Origin of the sequence: Aphanothece hegewaldii CCALA 016 (genome assembly GCF_003007785.1) — a bacterium.
GTDB lineage: Bacteria > Cyanobacteriota > Cyanobacteriia > Cyanobacteriales > Microcystaceae > Chroococcus > Chroococcus hegewaldii.
The window spans coordinates 1-18424 of the sequence record NZ_PXOH01000052.1 but is presented as its reverse complement, the minus strand read 5'-3'; the positions used below and the strand labels follow the sequence as shown (position 1 = coordinate 18424).

The 18424-nt window shown below is 38.7% G+C and carries 19 protein-coding genes; 8 read left to right on the top strand and 11 right to left on the bottom strand.

Annotated elements, in window-relative coordinates; all coding sequences use genetic code 11:
• The first annotated feature begins 468 nt into the window (after positions 1–468).
• Positions 469–975: a GNAT family N-acetyltransferase gene (locus C7H19_RS23605; protein WP_106459364.1), complete on the top strand. Its 507-nt coding sequence runs from the start codon at positions 469–471 to the stop codon at positions 973–975.
• A 248-nt stretch (positions 976–1223) separates the two neighbouring features.
• Positions 1224–1484, top strand: a complete 261-nt coding sequence (locus C7H19_RS23600) for a Mo-dependent nitrogenase C-terminal domain-containing protein (RefSeq protein ID WP_106459362.1) — start codon at positions 1224–1226, stop codon at positions 1482–1484.
• 132 nt (positions 1485–1616) lie between these two features.
• Here the strand turns inward: C7H19_RS23600 and C7H19_RS23595 are convergent, their stop codons facing one another.
• The 5 genes from C7H19_RS23595 to C7H19_RS23575 form a co-directional block, all read right to left on the bottom strand.
• Positions 1617–2024 (bottom strand): retroviral-like aspartic protease family protein, encoded by a 408-nt coding sequence (locus tag C7H19_RS23595; protein ID WP_106459361.1) that lies wholly within the window; start codon positions 2022–2024, stop codon positions 1617–1619.
• Positions 2025–2029: 5 nt separating this feature from the next.
• Positions 2030–2284 (bottom strand): DUF5678 domain-containing protein, encoded by a 255-nt coding sequence (locus C7H19_RS23590; RefSeq protein ID WP_106459360.1) that lies wholly within the window; start codon positions 2282–2284, stop codon positions 2030–2032.
• 90 nt (positions 2285–2374) lie between these two features.
• Entirely contained in the window at positions 2375–5485 is a 3111-nt protein-coding gene (locus tag C7H19_RS23585) for a phage/plasmid primase, P4 family (RefSeq protein ID WP_106459359.1), read from the bottom strand.
• Between the two features lie 157 nt (positions 5486–5642).
• Positions 5643–5936, bottom strand: coding sequence for a DNA-binding protein (locus tag C7H19_RS23580; protein WP_106459358.1), 294 nt, complete (start codon positions 5934–5936; stop codon positions 5643–5645).
• A gap of 131 nt (positions 5937–6067) precedes the next feature.
• Positions 6068–7234, bottom strand: a complete 1167-nt coding sequence (locus C7H19_RS23575) for a hypothetical protein (RefSeq protein WP_106459357.1) — start codon at positions 7232–7234, stop codon at positions 6068–6070.
• Positions 7235–7799: 565 nt separating this feature from the next.
• On the opposite strand from C7H19_RS23575, the gene C7H19_RS23565 reads away from it, so the two are divergent.
• Positions 7800–8672: a HaeIII family restriction endonuclease gene (locus C7H19_RS23565; RefSeq protein ID WP_106459355.1), complete on the top strand. Its 873-nt coding sequence runs from the start codon at positions 7800–7802 to the stop codon at positions 8670–8672.
• Positions 8673–8680: 8 nt separating this feature from the next.
• Here the strand turns inward: C7H19_RS23565 and C7H19_RS23560 are convergent, their stop codons facing one another.
• Positions 8681–9568, bottom strand: coding sequence for a DNA adenine methylase (locus tag C7H19_RS23560; protein ID WP_106459354.1), 888 nt, complete (start codon positions 9566–9568; stop codon positions 8681–8683).
• Between the two features lie 827 nt (positions 9569–10395).
• Between C7H19_RS23560 and C7H19_RS23555 the strand changes: the two genes are divergently transcribed.
• The 3 genes from C7H19_RS23555 to C7H19_RS23545 are packed head-to-tail and all read left to right on the top strand — an operon-like array spanning position 10396 to position 12178.
• The gene (locus C7H19_RS23555; RefSeq protein WP_106459353.1) at positions 10396–10866 is read left to right on the top strand and encodes a helix-turn-helix domain-containing protein; all 471 of its coding nucleotides are present in this window, start codon (positions 10396–10398) and stop codon (positions 10864–10866) included.
• Complete coding sequence (locus C7H19_RS23550; protein WP_219907732.1) at positions 10830–11420, top strand: IS630 family transposase; 591 nt, start codon at positions 10830–10832, stop codon at positions 11418–11420. Before C7H19_RS23555 ends, C7H19_RS23550 begins: the two co-directional genes overlap by 37 nt.
• A gap of 2 nt (positions 11421–11422) precedes the next feature.
• Positions 11423–12178, top strand: a complete 756-nt coding sequence (locus C7H19_RS23545; RefSeq protein ID WP_245927745.1) for a DUF1206 domain-containing protein — start codon at positions 11423–11425, stop codon at positions 12176–12178.
• Positions 12179–13065: 887 nt separating this feature from the next.
• Here the strand turns inward: C7H19_RS23545 and C7H19_RS26580 are convergent.
• The 4 genes from C7H19_RS26580 to C7H19_RS23535 all read right to left on the bottom strand — a co-directional run bounded on the left by C7H19_RS26580 (position 13066) and on the right by C7H19_RS23535 (position 14994).
• Positions 13066–13368: an IS1 family transposase gene (locus C7H19_RS26580; protein WP_425428930.1), complete on the bottom strand. Its 303-nt coding sequence runs from the start codon at positions 13366–13368 to the stop codon at positions 13066–13068.
• Positions 13369–13387: 19 nt separating this feature from the next.
• Positions 13388–13627, bottom strand: a complete 240-nt coding sequence (locus C7H19_RS27300; protein ID WP_219907733.1) for a hypothetical protein — start codon at positions 13625–13627, stop codon at positions 13388–13390.
• Positions 13558–13863, bottom strand: a complete 306-nt coding sequence (locus C7H19_RS27295; RefSeq protein WP_219907729.1) for an IS1/IS1595 family N-terminal zinc-binding domain-containing protein — start codon at positions 13861–13863, stop codon at positions 13558–13560. Before C7H19_RS27295 ends, C7H19_RS27300 begins: the two co-directional genes overlap by 70 nt.
• Positions 13864–14100: 237 nt before the next feature.
• Positions 14101–14994 (bottom strand): pirin family protein, encoded by an 894-nt coding sequence (locus C7H19_RS23535; RefSeq protein ID WP_106459363.1) that lies wholly within the window; start codon positions 14992–14994, stop codon positions 14101–14103.
• 585 nt (positions 14995–15579) lie between these two features.
• On the opposite strand from C7H19_RS23535, the gene C7H19_RS23530 reads away from it, so the two are divergent.
• Positions 15580–16533, top strand: a complete 954-nt coding sequence (locus tag C7H19_RS23530) for an endonuclease/exonuclease/phosphatase family protein (protein WP_106459351.1) — start codon at positions 15580–15582, stop codon at positions 16531–16533.
• A gap of 291 nt (positions 16534–16824) precedes the next feature.
• On the opposite strand, the gene C7H19_RS23525 is transcribed toward C7H19_RS23530, so the two are convergent.
• On the bottom strand, positions 16825–17586 hold the full coding sequence (locus C7H19_RS23525; RefSeq protein WP_106459350.1) for a hypothetical protein: 762 nt from the start codon (positions 17584–17586) through the stop codon (positions 16825–16827).
• A 315-nt stretch (positions 17587–17901) separates the two neighbouring features.
• On the opposite strand from C7H19_RS23525, the gene C7H19_RS23520 reads away from it, so the two are divergent.
• Positions 17902–18424 (top strand): transposase family protein (locus C7H19_RS23520; RefSeq protein WP_483860661.1); only part of this gene is annotated, 523 nt, incomplete at its 3' end.

Below are 18424 nucleotides of genomic sequence, written 5' to 3'. Positions count from 1 at the left end.
TTTAGTGACCCAAGACAATTTGGTTGGCTGGTTTACTCACTGCTGCTATTATGTTCAATCCAATTGAAAAATGCTATAAAAATATATTAGATGAGGGAGGCGTAGGTGGAGGCTTATTTTAGTCAGCGTAGGGATACTTCTAACCCTTACTCTGACAGACTTAGGGAGGCTAGGGAGACGATCACGGAGAGCAGAACTTATTTGATCTAACACTAGATTTATCGTTTTTAGCAGTTGTCTTTTATTCTTTTATACATGAGTTTTTTAATCTCTAGATAAGTTGTTTGTCAAAATACGGAAATTGCTGTTTTTATAGAATTAATTTTTCTGATAGCAAAAGCCTCTCTACTCTCCTTATTGCTTAATGGATAAAGATTTTGAGTCTCCCTGATGTTTCCCTAAACAGAAAATTATCATGCTACTGTAAAAATGTCTGTCATTTTTTTGTCCAATTTATTCTTTTCAATTATGAAAGTTCGAGCCGAACGAACCAAAGATTTTGAAACAATTCGTCAGATCAATATCGCTGCCTTTGAACGAGAGAATGAAGCCAATCTCATTGAACGACTCAGATTAAGTTCTAATACTTTTTCTTTTGTTGCTATAGTCGCTAAACAAGTTGTGGGACACATCTTTTTTAGCCCTGTTTCTGTTGAGGGGACTTGTCCTGAACATCTTTTGATTCTTGGATTAGCACCATTGGCTGTTCTACCTGAATATCAAAGACAAGGTATTGGTTCGATGTTAGTACAACATAGCTTGAAAGAGTGTTTCCAATCGGGTTGCTGCGCGGTGGTCGTCTTGGGTCATCCAACTTACTACCCTCGTTTTGGCTTTGTTCGTGCGAGTCAACAAGGTTTAAAATGCGAGTACGATGTGCCTGATGAGGCTTTTGTGGTTTTGGAGTCACAAGCTCAAGCTTTACGTGGCGTAGCAGGAATCGTCAAATATCGTTCAGAGTTTATCGATGTTTAAGTGATCGCTTTTTAATCTCAACCGATTAGATTAGACCGAACGTTCGGTATAGACAGCTATTATTTATTCTGCTGCTTGTTCTACTTCTGCGGCTTTTGCACTGACCGCCATAAAAGCCGATGTGTTTAGATGACCTTAATTATCAATAAACCCTTTGTTGAAAAATGCAATCAAGTTTACCTAAAATTCTAATGATTTAATAGTTGTTAGCTCTTAAATTAAATATTATCCTAGTCAACTATAAATCTATGAAAAGTTCTATCTCCATTAACCGAATTGATTTTCTGGCTTCAGTACGATGCTGGCTGGAATCAGTAGAAATTAATAATTTAGGCCTCGCTTGGCTATTATGCCAATTAATTCCAACTCGTTGTCCGTTTGAGCGCACAATCAAGCTCTTTAATCGCACGCTTATCTCTATTCCACCTTTATGTAAGTTGAACCCTTTTTATGACCAACTGATCGGGCTTCATTTCAAAGCACTAAACTATCTTACTCTTCAGCAATAGCTTTTAACCAAATAAAAAAAGTTTTCTGAAGCCAGACACAGACAATTTTTGAAGTCATTTTTGATTTTGAATTATTTAATTTTACAATTTTTTCGCTCAACTATTACTTTGGCTCTAACTCATCTGCAACTTTTAGCTTGATTCCTTAATTTTCTCAAAAGTAATCATTCTCTCAGCTTGAGCAAAGCAAACTTTAAATTTCTCAAAAATATCGACTTTTCCTAAAATATTATAATTGACGTTTAACTGGTCAGAAAATCCAACTCGACATAATAAACGGATTTTTCCTAACTGAAGATTTAAACGATTTAAGTAAACGGTGATCAAACTTCCATTTCCCACTTTTAAATAAATCCTCTTTCCTTGACGATAATTAAATCCTACGCTTTCAGCTATCCTAGATTCAATCACTGTATATTCGGCTCCTGTGTCAATGTAAACTTCTAAAGGAAGCCATAAATCATTCATTTCAAGTCCGATTGGAATAATCGGTTGATCGATTCCTCTGATTCTTTTGTAAGGAAACCGCGTAATTGTCATCGATTTTAGAGAAGAAATTCTTGAACTTCGTCAGGGTATGGCACTGAGATGACCATCGGCATCCATTCTACATTTGATGAAAGAAAGGCTTGATAGACTTCTTGATACGTTTCTCCAACTTTAACAATCTTCCCCTCAGATATCGCAACAACTTTACCTGGATACTGTTCAATTAGTTCATCTAAATGTTCAGCCATCCATTGATCATGTTGTTGTAAGATTTGGCTACCTTTTTCAAGGGTTTTTAAGTTATCTTCCATTTTCAACTAATCTCCTACAAAGTTTAAATCTCTCAGTTGACTTTCCTTTATTTTAAGTGTTTTTCAACCCGTTTCAGAGAGAGTAATTTATCACTTAGTACAAGCTAATTGCTTAAGATACTGCCAAAACTCGATTATTTCTTCATCATCTAACAATTGACGCGATCGCTTGTTGTACTTACTCATAATATATTCCTTAGCCTGAGTCGTCGTCCATCCCAAACGCTCTAACTCGGCATCAATCGCTGTAATTAATTGTTTCCACTCATAATTAACCTGTTCAAATAAGCTTAACTGAGACACACTAGCCGCTTCTCTTACCTTGTTCTGTTCGGCTGATGTAAGGAGACGATGATAAACCCATTTAATCTCAGTCTCACTAAAACCCGCTTCACTTTTAAATTGAGCTAATCGTTCAGAGGTATGGCAAGATAGCATTTTCTCCTTGCACTCTCGCGCCTTATTCTGTTTGGCTCTAATGTCATTACTTGTTCGATGGGGGTAAGTTGAATAATCGATTTGGAGAGGTGACGAATCAGGTGACGGGTCGGGTGACGGGTCACAATCCTTACTATGTGCAGTTTCGGAGTTGGTGACGAATAAACCATCACTTCTTTCATCTATTGCTCTATAGATTTGTCCTTCGTCTTCTAAAATTTGAGCATTAACTTCTAACAACTCCGAAGAGTTACTGCTTATTTTTAATTCTTCATTTTTATAAGGAGTTAGAAGTGACCCGTCACCAATTGCTGTAAGGCTTACTCCATTGGCATCCTGACCCGTCACCGCACCCGTCACCTTTGGAAATAAGTCAGACAAACTAGGGCAGTCTTGTTGAGTTAGTTCATTTGTTTCATAGTTAGTTTGTCTTGTTGAAGACTGCCCTAGTTTGTCAAGACGAAATGAATCGCTACCCGTCACCGCCATCTGCATCTGATAATCTAAGGTGGGTAACTCAAAATCAGTAGCCGTTCTTAAGCGCATTCCTTTAACAAATTTTCCAACTTTGGTTTGCGTCTTTTCTACCGTCATTCCTAAAATGTGATTGCACAGTTCTAGCAAGTCGGGTGAGAAATTCTTATTTGCTTTCGGGCTAGTTCCATTCTGATGACAATGTAAAGCGTATGAACCATACAATGTCGTTGGTGTATTTCCATTAAGTCCTTCAGTACGATCGCATCCAATAGCTGTTGTCGCACAGGCATCGAAAATCACACAATCATTCAACCAACTGGCGATACTATCGGTTCTAATTCTTTGCTCCCATGATTGTAGGGAAATTTCAGGAACGGGTTCTAAACCAAGTAGAGTATTGGTGACGAAATCGGAGTCCAATGACAGGAGGTAATTGGTAAACGCGGCTAATTCGTCCTGAAAATCTTGATTTAAGTTTTTCCGTTGTTTGGGGGTAATACTAAATGGCACTGGAATTAGACGACGTGCTAACCCCGATGAGTTATCCCCGACAAAGATTGGAAAGTTTGAGCTTACTATGACCATTCCATCGTATTTGAATGAGAACGCTTTTTTACCTTTTTCCTCTGCTCTTAAATAGTCTTCTCCAGTTAAGCTTTTAAAGCGCCCCATGTTTCCTGATTTCTTATCTTCATCCCACATCACTACTAACCGCTTCTTGTAGATGTTGGCTAATTCAAATCTGTTAGTACAAATATCCTCTAAGGTCGTCGAGTGCATATTGACCAATCCAATTAAATCAGTCAGCAGCCGCATAAATGTCCCTTTTCCCGTCCCACCAGGGCCAATTAAGTGCAAAAACTTCTGTAAGTCCGATCTTCCCAACAAAACCGCATTACAGTAACAAAGTAGGATGTTTTTCAGGCGATCGTTTCCCTCTACAGCTTCACCTAAATAGCGATCGATGTTTGACCAAAAAGATGCCAACGGATTGTAATCTCTGGGTAAGGCCCATGTGAACCGATACCCTGGTGAATGGGGGAGAAATTTTCGGGTCGCGGTTTCTAACACTCCATTGCGGAAAGGAATTAATTCAGTAGATGAACGTTCGTTCCAGAATCGCTCAATTAACAAACACCGTAGTTTTTTTAAGATATTGATGACATAGCTATGACTGCCATATCCTGAAATGTTCATGCCATCAAGAATGCTTGATACGATCGCTTCAATGTATTCCTCGGTCTCTTTTGACCAGACTCCTTTGAAATCGGCTTCATATCTCATCCAGAAGCTCGTTTCGTTGTTATAAGCGAGTTTGTCTCGATAATCTTCAGCAATCCAACGGGCTAACTCATCGGCGGGAGGTAATTTTTGTTTCTTATTAGAATCAGTTGATGGGACAGAAAATTGATTCTCAAGCGACTTCAACCATTTCCCGTACTGTACGGCATTGCCCATAACTTCTTTGAATTTCTCCTCTCCCTGATTCACGATAAGGTCATCAATTCCTTTTCCAAGTGTTAGATTCCATTGTACGATCGCAACCTCCGCTTTTTGCTCTTTACATAATCTGCCAAACTGAATCAACGCTGCTTCGACTTGCGGCTTGACCATCACATCGGAATCGAAGACTAAGCTGATGGGTCGCCCTGGTGTAATAAATGGTAGTAATGACGGGTGGAGTTTCCCTTTTTGTTGACCATTCCATACTCCTGAAATCGAGATGGCTGCTTCATCATGTGACAACAGACAAGCTGCTTTTTTTACTCCCTCTGTAATAGATATTGGAAGTTCGGGATGTTTTAATACCCATAGCCAAAATCCTAGATCTGCACGGGTTTCATCAATGTCACTGTTTTCGATCAAGATATTGTGATGAGAGGCGATCGCTCTCCACAAATCCAACGTCATTGGCGCAAATATTGGCTCCGTTCCCTTGCCTTTCGGAAATGAAAGATATTTCTGTGGCTTCTCATCAAGGAGCAAAGGTGACGAGGGTTTGAATTGCCCATGATTTGTGTACTGTCCTGTGGTTGGGTCAAGTGAACGAACGTACCAGCCTCCAGTATGTTTGTAACTTTTCCAGTTTAGGAGAGTGGCGATTTGTTTGGGATCTTCGATCTCAGTGAGCCATTTTGAGGTTAGACTGGACGCGATCTCACTCTCCACAACCCATTCTGAGATGGAGGTTTGTGGTGTTTGACTAACCGATGAAATGGACAACAGTTTTTTAACACTGATTGCTAAATCACTATCAGTTTGTGTAGAATTAGAATAATTCAACATAAAAACTCTATAACTATGGTGAACCAGCCCAACAAGGCGGTTAACCTTGTTGAACCCAAAACTAGAAAAGTCCTTATCGATGCCAATCTAAGAGGGGCTTTTTTAGTGTCTAAACACAGTATACCTATTTTGCTTTCAGTTTACTGAAAATAAAAGATTAAATTTTATTAATTTTTTTTCGAGCTTGACGCTGATTCCATAAATATTCGATAGCCTCAACTTCAGGAATAAGATAATTGGCACCAAGCTTGTAAAAAATTTTTAACTTAGGACGAACTCTTAATTTCGCATTGCCTGTAATATCATAAAGAACTTTTCTCATCGAAACGTCTAACTCTTCTGCTAATTCTTCCACTGTCCAATAACTAGGTACAGCAGCCTCCTTCCGCTTTAGTGGCGGCTCAAAGTCTTCTGGCTTGATTGTCATCGGATGAGTCAGGGCTAGGGTCATCTCTCAGTTTCTTCTCTTTCGTCTGATCTTATCCTGTAACCGTAAGGATTGATTACTTTAAATCCTTATTCTCTACTACTCTAGCAAAATTCACTTCGAGATCAACTGAATTGGTAAAGACAGCGTTACTTTTAGTCCTCATCATCGATATTTTTGTTTAAATTATAAGTATAGTGGCTTTTTTGGTCGGGAACGGCTGCCCAGTCGCCTTTTAACTTGCCCTTGGAAAGATATTTTCCAACCTGTGTCCGTATACGAGTGTACTGTGAAGGGGGAAGCTCTCCATATAGGGTTTGGCAGACTTCATCAATAGAAAAAACTTCACCCATTCGTTCCTTTAATAGCTTTTTGATTGACTCCATTAGGTTCAGCTTATTATAAGGAGGCAACCGTTGTGGTTCAATTGTCTTGCTTTTTCGCTTTAAGAGTTGATTTGGAAGATTGGCTTGTAAAAAGAGCAAGCTTTTCAGTAAATCAATTCCCGATGGAGTCCAGTAGTACCAGTTTTGCTCGTCTACTAGATAGTGTGTCCCTTCAGTAAACTGTTCGGCATACTTATTTTTGTTTCTGATAATGACTTTCGGGCTGGTCTGAAGAAATTGGGCAACTTCTCTAGTGGTTAAGGTGGTTTTTTCTGACGTTTCACCACTTGGTAAGGTAGTTAGCTCCTGTAAGTTAAGTGTCCAACACTCTGGAGCATCGGGAATCGATGACCATTTACTATCTACTTCTCCACTTTTGAGTGTCATTCTCACCCAATCTGTTATCGAGTTTAAATTATCTCCATCCAAGATACCGTACAGTTTCCTAACGATGTAGTCGATATGTACGGCATGACCTTTCTCGGTTGCCAATAATGTACTTATTGCCTCTGTTAATTCGGATTCATTAAACATTGACAAAACAGGAGTGCCTTGTAGTGTTGCTCTTTGGGTCTCATGATTAATTCGTGGGATAGAAAGCTGTCCTGTTTTGTCCAGTTTTTTTCCAAGGGTTGGAGTATTTGGTGGCGATAATAAAGAAAGTTGGGGATTTATCAAGTCTTGATGAGCCACTACTGGCATTGACGAAGAAAGTTGACCAATAGCAGGGCTATTGATCGTCTGATTGATTTCTAAGGAAACTGTTGTACTGTCGAGCGCACCACCTAAAAGGATTTCTAAATGTGCTAGTTGTCTTGCTGCGGTTTGAGCCGCTTGATGGTGGTAGTCCACAAGCTGTTTATAATAAGTCGCTAATTGTTCTAACCATTGTTGGGAGTCACTTGGTGGTTCTGGTGGTGGTGGGAGTTTAAACATAAATCTAATCTACTTTTTCTGTTCTGTCTTCTTCCGTAAACACTTGCTCTTAACTCCATCACACTCGTTGCCGTATTTTGGGCAGGCGGTGGCATATGTTTCTCTTGAGCAAGTTGCATTACAGAAAGAACAGATGAATTTAAAGCTTCTTGTATGAATGAGGCGATCGTGTGCTTTGACTGTATACGATCTCACTTGGATTTTTTTACTGGCCATGATTCTTTGATTAAGTTGACTTCACTTTATCTTAACCTTCTTAGGAAGAGCTATTTTTGCTCAAAACGCTCTCATACCCAAAAGCTTTCGGGTTTTTTCTAGGTTTTCATCTGTGAAAAATGCGATTACGAACACGGTTGTCAAGCCAACACCAGCAGTAAATTTTATCTGATTCTTGAACGTCTCGTCTATAACGGGCAATAGAGATGAGGCTAGACCGTATTTTTGGGGATGGCTACCATTTCTGCTACTTCATCTTTCAGAGTGAAGGATTGGCATCAAATGATGGGAACTCTAATACAGATACAGAAAAGAAAGCTAAATGGCTAGTTACTGATGAGTGTTGCTGATGAGTAATAAATCGAATCAACATGGAAGGGCATTAGAATTCGCCATCGTACAAGAGATCTGCGCTCGGCTGACAGGGAAAGTCGTTCTTACACAACGGGCAAACGATAGCCAAGCAAAAGATAGTTTACATTATGCACTGCTTTCTCAAAAGATGCAGAATGATTTCTTGGTATGTTCTCAAACTATCTATAACTGGTTAGAACAGGAATTTACCCTATCACAAACTAATCAGGTAAACATTGATCGCTTTCCTGACCTGAGTGGAACTCAAGGAAATGTTAGTGACATTCATATTAAGCTTGACTTAGCCAGAGAAATCAATTTGTCTATCAAGCACCGAAATATAGCCCTCAAACACCAGCGTCCTAAAACAACTCCACAACACTGCGGATATAGTAGAGATAGTCAACAGAGCAGGGCATTTTATACAGAATATGAAAGGATTGCTGCTCGGTTCGCCCAACAGACTTCTGGCAGGACAAAATTTAATGAGCTTCCAGAAAACATCAAATCAAATTATCTTTATCAACCTATCTGCCAATTAATTACTGAGTTTATCAATTCTTATTGCCAATCTCAAACGAATGCTGAACATTTATTTCGATTCCTGACTGGAACAACGGATTATTATAAGATCCATTTTGATGGCAATAAAAGAACGATCAATATCGTAGAGTTCGCCAATTTACCCCCGGTCAAATCAGTATTAGCTAAAACCGAAAAACAATACATATATTTAGATTTTTCTAATGAATGGTGCATTTCAATGCGCTTACATAACGCTTCGAGGCGAATCACCAAAAACCCAAGCTTGAAGTTTGATACCCAACCAAAAACAATGAGCGTTAGCGAAACGATTATTAAGATTTGATTTGTACATCAGGCAAATAAATTTAATTGTTGATGATCTTGTTCCAAGGAGTGAGTTTCAACCTCATTATCTATACTATCTGGCTTGATTGGATAATTAACGATCATTAATTCTTTTCCTTTAGCCGCCCTCTTTTGCTTGTAGTTGTTCATCCCATATTGCAGTTCCCATTCATAGATATAAGATGATAAAAAGTTATTTCGCACGGACTGACAATCATCATAAGTAATCAGCCAATCATGGGAACATTTTCTTATATTTTCTGAAAAGACAGTATGGTCGAAGGAAGTATGAAGATGACCATTTTTTCCATATAATCTTGATTGAGTCACACTAAGGTACGGAGGATCTAAGAAGATAAAAACCTCGTCTCCTTCAGCTTTTAGTAATTCACTATAGTCAAGATTGGTAATTTTTATATCTTTTAAGATACTCCTCATTTTACTTAACCGACTAATAGACGAGTCAGTAAATCTTTTTTGAAAAGCTTGCTCAGAATATCCGCCAGATTCTACTGTTCCAGAAAAAGTTATTCGATTGAGGACAAAAAAGCGTACTGCTCTTTCAAAATCGGAAAGCTTACTGGCATCAACAGTTTTCATTTCCTCGAAAAGCACTTTTCCAACTGGACTAGCTGCTTTAACTTCCTGAATCTTTTGAATGAGTTCATCTAGATTCGACTGAGCGATTTTCCAGAAAAGGAATAATTCTGAATTGAGGTCATTAATCCAAATATCTAAATGAGGAAATTTTTGTTTTAAATATATAAATACCGAACCGCCACCGACAAAAGGCTCTCTATACTCTGAGAATTTTTCAGGTAAATATCGGCTAATCGTATCAATAGCTCTAGATTTCCCTCCTGGATAACGTAGCGGACTTTTTACAAAACTCATTTTTCTTAATCCTAATTTCTGTGAATCACTACTAGATTTAGCTCGGCTTATCAAAAAGAATAAAGACAGAATATTTGAAAAGATGACAATAAGTTATTCTCATAAATTCTTAGCAATTTACTGATTTTTATTTTACTACAGTTAGGTCATATTAACAAATATTAAAGGTTGAAAAGGCTATTAAATTATTAATATATTGAAACCGTCAATGTTAAATAATACATCAAGAAAAAAGCTAGATGCTAACTCTTTTTAAGATAATTCAGAAAACTCTAATGCGAGTGTTCTATAAAAAAAGCCTACCTTACCGATAACGATAAATCTAATTTTGTCTCTCCTTCCAAGTTACTGGACAATACAACTCCCACTAACATTGACGAAAAGAACCATCTATAGACATTGAAATCCTTTAAGAAAGCTTTAGACTGACGTACAAGAGGTTAAAAGGCAAAAAAGTTGAAACCATTCTCGACACTACTTTGGAAGCACTCATGCGATCGCTTTTCCTGTCTAATAACGCTTAAGTCATAAATCCATCGCTACTGATATCATTCAAGCTCTATCTATTTAGGGAGATGAGAGAAATACTCGTTACTGCTTTGATTAAAAGTAGCAGAACTCAGATTTAAGCTACACAACAACAATGACACGACATAATTCACCTAATGGCAATCTTGAAAAACCCATTCAACAAGCCGCATCACACCCCTGGATGGAAAAACTAGCCCGACTTGGCTATGCTGCTAGAGGTGTATAGTTAATCTTTAAGTAAAGTAAAATATATGCTATGATCAAAAAATCTCAAGAGAAATAAAGTAGCTTAAGAAATGAGTAAACCGTTGCGGGGTGATTACAAGGTATCAGACATAGAAAAGATATATAAAGAGTGTAAAGACTCAAAAATTAAAGAAAGATTATTGGCAATTAAAATGATTTATAGTGGGGAAAAAATAACCGATGTAGCAGAACATTTAAGTTATAGCCACAAAACAGTATATAAGTGGGTAGACTTATGGAATGAGTTGGGAATAGATGGATTAAAACCTCAACAAAGAGGAAAACCAAGAAAACCTTACTTATCAGAAGAAGAATGGCAAAAAATTATCCAAGAAATTAAAGATAAAGGCTATAATTTACAAAAATTACAAGAGTATGTCTTAGAAACTAGGGGAGTAAATTATACTTATAAAGGGATTTGGACTATGGTAAGGCGAAAACTAAAAGTCCCCTACGGTAAGCCTTATATAATTAACTCCAAGCAATCGGAAACAGCAGAAAAAGAATTAAAAAAAAACTAGAAGATGTCTTTGAAAAAATTGACTCTTTAGATTTTGTCATCGGATTATTGGATGAGAGTAGTGTTTCGGATTGTTCAGGTAAAAGTCGAGTCTTAAATACGGAAAAAGTAACCACACCCATTAGTTATAAGTCAAAACGTTTGTATAGCCTATTTGGTTTTTTGAGTTTAAATGGGGAAAGTGTCTCCAAATCCACTCAAAAATGTAAAAAAGAGGATTTTCTAGAGTTTTTACAAGAAGTTCGTCTCGCTAATAGCCAAAAAACTTTAGTAATAGTTCTTGATAACGCTTCCATACATAAAGCTAAAGTTGTTAAAGAGTCTTGTGCGAATAACAGAATTATCCTAGTTTATCTGCCGCCTTATTCACCAAACCTTAACCCGATAGAATACTGTTGGAAAGATGTCAAAAAAAGATTGAGTCAATTTTATCAAATGATAGGTAAAGAGCTAGAAACTAAAGGTCAAGAGATTACACAAGAATTTCTTAACTCACGTCGAGACAGTTATACCAAGAATTGGCGGCAAAAGTTTTGTATTTTGCTTAACGATTAACTATAGTCTATTTTATTATTGGTTTGTTAGCTGCACAAGCTGCTTTTGGGGTAGGGGGTAAGACGACAGACAGTAAGGGGGCTCTTCAAATGATCGTCACTCAGCCTTTTGGGAAATTTCTCCTGAGTCTTGTTACTGTCGGACTGATTGGTTATGCTCTCTGGCGAACCGTTGAAACTTTTCTCGATCCAGAACACCCTCATCAACATCGAGGAGCTAAACAAATCGCTCGACGGCTCGGTTATGCCATTAGTGCTTTGAGTTATTTCGTACTAGCGGCAACAGCAATTAAACTCATTCTCGGTTCAGGAGGTGGTAGTAATAACTCAACTCAAGACTGGACGGCGCGTTTCTTGTCTCAACCTTTCGGTCAGTGGTTGGTAGGATTAGCGGGAATGCTGGTTATCGGACTCGGATTCTATGAACTCTACAAAGCTTACAAAGGCAAATTCCGTAAACATCTCCAGTTGTCGATGATCAGCCCTCAACAGAGAACTTGGGCGATTATTCTGGGTCAAATCGGAATTGCGGCTCGTGGGATTGTCTTTGCTACCATCGGTGTCTTTTTAACCCAAGCTGCCCTCACTTTTGACCCCAATCGAGCTAAAGGATTAGGTGAAGCACTAGCAGCACTGGCAGCACAACCTTTTGGACGCTGGATTCTAGGAGGAGTAGCACTAGGTCTGATTGCCTATAGTATTTATTCGTTGATTGAAGCGAGATATCGACAACTGCCAAAGATCAACAATCACAGATGATTGAAGCGATCCGAAGAGCGGCTCGGCATGAAGGACAGCGCGTTATCAAAGCGCACAAGTTCCAAATGCACGTTCATCTACTGCGGACAGAAGCAGTATTTTTGTATAAAAGCGATCAATCTTGACTGATTATACCAGCAGTTCGGATTTTAGATAATCTATATAAATCGTCTTCAGTCGGGACAGTCGAGAGCTAGGTATAGTCTTAAATCGGTTGATCCGTTTAGAACTCACAAGATGATTGCTTCCGCTAGACAGGGTAACGCAGCGAAACTTTTTTACGTCGCTCAAAATCTATAATAAAGCAAATTTGCTTTTTTTGGTTGTTTAAGGAGCCTTGTTACAAAAATGCGTCGTCTATTTCTTCTTGCTGGTTCATTAACCCTAATCGCTACCCAAGTTATCGCTTAAACCCCCGTCCCTGCTTTACAAGATTTGGTGGGTGCTAGGGGAAGTAGTGCCGAAGGAGAAATGAAAAGCTGGGGCTATCAATTCCTACGAACGGATAAAACTGGCGGCGACGTATATATGTACTGGCGAGAGAGCCAGAGCAGTAAATGCGTCACCGTACGCGTAGAAGGTGGGCGTTATCAATCTCTGGTCTATGCCCCCACTTACATAACCTAGACAAAAAGCCAAGCCTTTATCAGGTATAGGTTTGAACCACTAAGTTTGAGCCGCCGAGCGCATTTTCAGAGATTAGTTCCGCCACCAAAAATCCTTATAATGCGCTCTTGCTTTAAGGCTTGGCTTTTTGTTTTGTTAGAACTTGCCCTGCATGAAGATATTTAAAGCACTCATAAGCTCTGACTTCTACAAATAAGTCTTGGTACAATTTGCAGTATGTATCAATAAATTTGGTAATGTTAACAATCTGTTGAAAGCCCTTAAATACTTATACCAAACTCGTAACGATTAATAAATAATCCAATTACTATATCGTGCATCTCCTCCGACCTAGAAAAACAGATAGTTTTTCTTTGAAGTCTCTTAATTCTCGTTCTTAATGTTAAATGTTTTCTCTCAATTTTCTGTGTTTTTCTCTTCCCAATTTCATGCTTTTCGGCTGGTAAATTTCTCGAGTAAGCTTCATAGCCATCTGTACAATATTTCTTGATACCAAACGGTTCCAGTAATACTTTTAATTTTAAGAAGACTTCATCCTTTCTTCGACCAAAAACATAAGCCAATACTTTTCCCGTCTTTCTATCAATGGCGTGCCATAGCCCGAAGCGGATTTTTTTTGCTTCCGACAAAACTCCACATCTCGTCTAACTCGGATTCATCAATCTCTGAGTCGAACATTTTCTGTGCGGTTTCTATCTCTATCTCGTCGATTCGCTTAATTTCTACTTCTACCATTTCTGAGTTAAGATTTTCTAAGACTTTTTGATTGACCGAGGTGAGGAGAGATTTCTTTTTTTTAATTCTCGGATGATCGTCGGGCATCCGACTCGCAGAACCCTCGCTATATCCCTAATTCCACCTCCATTAAGACTCATTTCTACCATTTGTTTCTTCGTCTTTCGGGAGCGTCCAGGATGACTGTTATCGAGGATAAAAGTACGACGAAGACATTCTGAGTTTTTGCAAAGAAAGCGTTGTTTTCCTTCGCTAGACTTTCCATTCTTCGAGATTTCAGTTGAGTGGCAATCGGGGCATTCGACGGCGAGCCAAACAGTCATAGGCTTTGCAAAAAGAGGTTATCCATACTCTAGCATATAGCTAGCTTTATTTTTTAGCTTTTCAACAGATTGTTAACATCACCCGAATTTGGGCGCTGTTCAAGACGCGCAATTCTACTCAAGAAAATCTAAAATCATCCGAAATCGTAATCTTCTATATTACGGTTATACTTTGGCGTTGCTGAATCAGCAGTGGTTATGCTAGAGTAGCATTAGTTTTATCCGATATCGTAAGCTCTATAGCGGTTGTTCGGTTTGGTGGGGTGGTTCTTCAGGCAGTGGAATGAATTCGGTTTCTTTGGGAACCCCTTCAAAGCGTCCTTCCTTCCAATCTTGCTTGGCTTGCTCGATCCTCTCCAGACGGCTAGACACGAAATTCCACCATTTGTACCGTTTACCGACAGGTTCCCCGCCAACAATAATACAGCGTGCTGGGTGTGTTGCAGAGATGTTGAGCGATGCTCCCGTGACCAGAGTAATTAACCGATGTTGTTCCATTGGAACACCATCAATGTCAAGTCCTTCTGTAACTGTGTAAATGGCTTGTTCGGTGTAGTTGCCCGGCAGGGTTAACTGCGCTTTTGGTTCTAGTTTCACATCCAGATAGATCATCGGGGAAAAGGTTGGTACTGGCGAAACGCGACCATATGCTTCTCCTGCTATCAGTGTCAATGATACTCCTGCGTGCTGCCATGTGGGTAAATCGCTTGCCCGATGATGCCGAAACCAGGGTATAGTTTCTTCGTGTTCATCGGGAAGGGCTACCCAGGTCTGAATGCCATGAAGTGTTTTTTCTTGCTGCCGTTGGGCATCAGGTGTCCGTTCTGAATGGACGATTCCTCTGCCTGCTGTCATCCAGTTTACTGCACCTGGAGCAATTTCCTGAACGCTACCTAAACTATCACGATGTAATAGTACCCCATCAAATAAATAGGTAACGGTTGCTAGGTTGATATGGGGATGGGGTCTGACATCAACCCCCTTCCCGGGTGGGAATACGGCTGGGCCGAGATGGTCGAAAAAGATAAACGGGCCAACCTGTGTCAAAATCTCTGAGGGTAGAAGACGACGAGCTTGGAATCCTCCAAGATCTTGAACGTGTGGCTCGATGATGTGTTGAATACTATTCATAAAAGTTTGTAGAATGGCTTGGTTGAATTTAAGAAGCACAAAGCGAACAGTTATTATCGTAAACCTATCTGTCTTGGGATAACACTTTTATAAAAACATAGATTTCTCTTTAACACTAAGTTTTTGAAGCATCCCTCTTCTGTCACTCTCCGAAAAGCCTTACAATTTATAATTCTGTAACTCTTATCTGTCATGCGCTGCCAACGGCACGCTGCGCGTACGCGTCCTTATTTCTGAATAAAAATTCCACAAAGTGAACAAATTACAAAAAATTGACAAAAAATACCTGAATCCATTGATATGACTTCTAAGAGCAAACCTTTGATTAATAGGAAAACTCGGAAAGTGACAGAAGAGGGATGATTATCTTAAAACAATAGAAAGTCTTAGCTTAATTTTATCCTTTTCTTAATTAATTTATAACCTTAGCTTAATTCATTAATTATATGCATAATCTACTTTTCATATTTTTACAAAATAAACGATTATTTCTCACTATCTTTGTAACAATTTATTAAAAATTTTAGAAAATTAATAGAAAAAAAATGATCTTAAAATAGTGGCATCTTCAGTAAGTTATTTTGTATGGCTAAAAACAAAAAATCTAATCGGCCTTCTGCCTCAACAGTAGGAAAAGATAATTTATCTCGTTATCTTAAAGATTTTATTCCTGATCAATTAGAATCTGATGATCGTTTTCTCGATATTATTACTTGGAACATTAAGTTTTTTAACACGAGAGATTCCAAACGAGTGGAAAACATCAAAAGTATTTTGCAAGAGTTAAATGCAGACATTTTTGTATTGCAAGAGATTGAGGAAGGGTCACTCGATGAATTAGCGGAGATGTTGACTCGCTCTCGTGCAGGACTTTACAAAGCAATCTATGGCACAACTGGCGGAGATCAGAGAGTAGCGATGCTTTATGATATGGATTGGGTCAAAGCTTCTAATAGTCCAATTGAGTTATTTGCCACTGAAAATTTAACGGTTTCTGTTGATGGAACGAATAAAGCTGTCTTCCCGCGACTCCCTCTATATACAAATTTTGTTGCTTTTCGAGAAGAAGAACCTTTTGATTTCGATCTAGTCGGAGTACATTTAAAGTCACAAAGAGGAGGTGGTAATGAACAACGAGCCGCCGCCGCCGAACGTCTGGCGAAATGGATTACTCAGGAAGCAACCGATGAGGATATTATCATTGTTGGAGACTGGAACGCACCACCTGAACGACCAGAATGGCAACCTCTTAAGGAATTAGAAGAGCAAGGAAAAATTAAATTTCAAGGGTGGAATGAAGCGGGGGATAAAGCTGAAGCAAGTCATCTGTCAGTTGGTGGTCGTCGTTCCCGTCTCGATTTAATTGTGGTGACGGAAACAGTTCCATTAGAGAAAAATCAAGAAGAAGCAACAGTCATTAACTGGAACGCTTTACTGGACAGTTCTAATTCTCCACAAATTTTGAAGGAAGTGATCGACACAATTAGCGATCATTTGCCCGTTTTGACTCGATTTTATTTTAAAGATAAAGATGACTAAGGATGATAGCGGTACTTAGAAACTGTTTGTAAATCAAATCTTAGAGTCTGTCAATTTTTTTGTGTCAACCCAAAACTTGCTTTTAGGCTCTATTCTTGTCTAGATAAGAGTTTAAGCCTCTAAATAGCTGCCCTTGACTAATAAGAGTCATTAAATCTCTGAAATCCTTTATTCATCAGGATTTTGGGTGGATAGCCAGTTGCGGCTTGACACAATTTAAAATACAGATCCCATTAAAACAGAGATATACGTTTATACTATTTTAAAAAGCCGATCGCTAAATGCTTCTTTCTACATTTTCGCCTCAAGTTTGAACAGCAACTCCAAAGGTCTAGAACACCGTCCGAACTCACGACATTCAAACACGACTCGACCCTCCTGAAAACCGACGACAACGCCTTTAACCTCTGTTATCACATCAATAATGCGATCTCCTATCTCTAAAATTTCTTCCTCATTTTGTAGTACGTTTTTCGATATGGGTTGATTAACACCCTCACTCTCCCCCTCAACCTTAGTGGGTTGTTGAATTAAGTTTTCATCACCTGTAACTATTGTCTTATCAGCATTAAGCTCATTTTCATCAACTTCTTCCATCTCAGAGTGTTGAACAGTTGTTGAATTAATGTTAAATTGATGTTGAATTGACTCAACTTCATCTATAGCAATAATTTCATCCACTAATTCTACTTCACTAGAGAACTGTATAGGAGGGGGAGAGTCCTTTTGATTTTCTGTAGTATCTTTGTTACTTGTAGTATAGTCAGGCAAGCAGTAAACCCACCGACGCGCATTAGAGAACGATCGCCTCTTCGAGATCATCTGTCTGTCCTCCAATCGGTCAAGCACTGTATACAACGATTTCCCGATTCCTAGACAGTTATCAATCTCCTGATACTCCAGTCCTTTCGGTGAGAACTGCCGTAGCAACTCGATTACTCGTTCACCTTGAGAGCGTTTCATTCCCGACTCGTCACCAAATTCACCGATGAAGTTGAAAATCCCGTTACTGGCCCATGTATCTTTCGGGTTAATCTCTAACGCCAATGTCACCGCTTCACCTTCTCTGGGTTTAACTTTTAGCCAACGGGCTCAAGGGGTGATGAACAGCGAAATGAAGTAGATATATGAGGTTGAGGGCTTCATAGGTAGAAAAAGATGAGAGATACAAAAAGTCTTGACAAATATGGACAGCCTTCTAAAGCTAAAGACTTTTGCTCCGAACCAAGATCTAAAAATAAGGCTGTCCATATTTGTCTATTTTTCATTTAGGAGCTTATTGACAGGATTATTGAGAAATAAAAAGGGAAGAGATAATGAGGTCATTCAAGATGTACCTTAAAAAAAGAAATTAAAAACAAGCAAAATATGGTAAAAAAAACTCGGTCAAGAAAATTAAAAAAGACCGAGAAAAAAATGCTAATAGAATCATCTCAAAAGCTTTTGGAAAAATCCCTCTCAAAATCTCAGTTCCTGCTATTACAATTGTTAATTTGGCTACTGCAAGTTCACAAGCAAGTAAGGATAGAGAGGTTAGCAGCTTGCTTACCACTTCCCATCTTATTTGAAAGCCGAAGACGAAAAATTCAGAAATTCCTTGTCTTGAAACATTTCAATATTGAAGAGATTTGGATGCCTTTCATAAAAGTGATGCTTTTTCCTGCTCTTGAAAAAGAAAGAAAACTAATTTTAGCTATTGACCGAACACAATGGAAAGAGAATAATATATTCATGAGCAGTCTGATTTGGAAAAAGAGGGCTATTCCAATTTATTGGCAGAGTTTAGCCAAAAAAGGAGCCAGTAATTGGTCAGAGCAAAAAGCCCTAATTAGTCCCGCTATCAAGTTATTTAAAGATTTCTCGATTGTTATTATAGGTGATCGAGAATTCC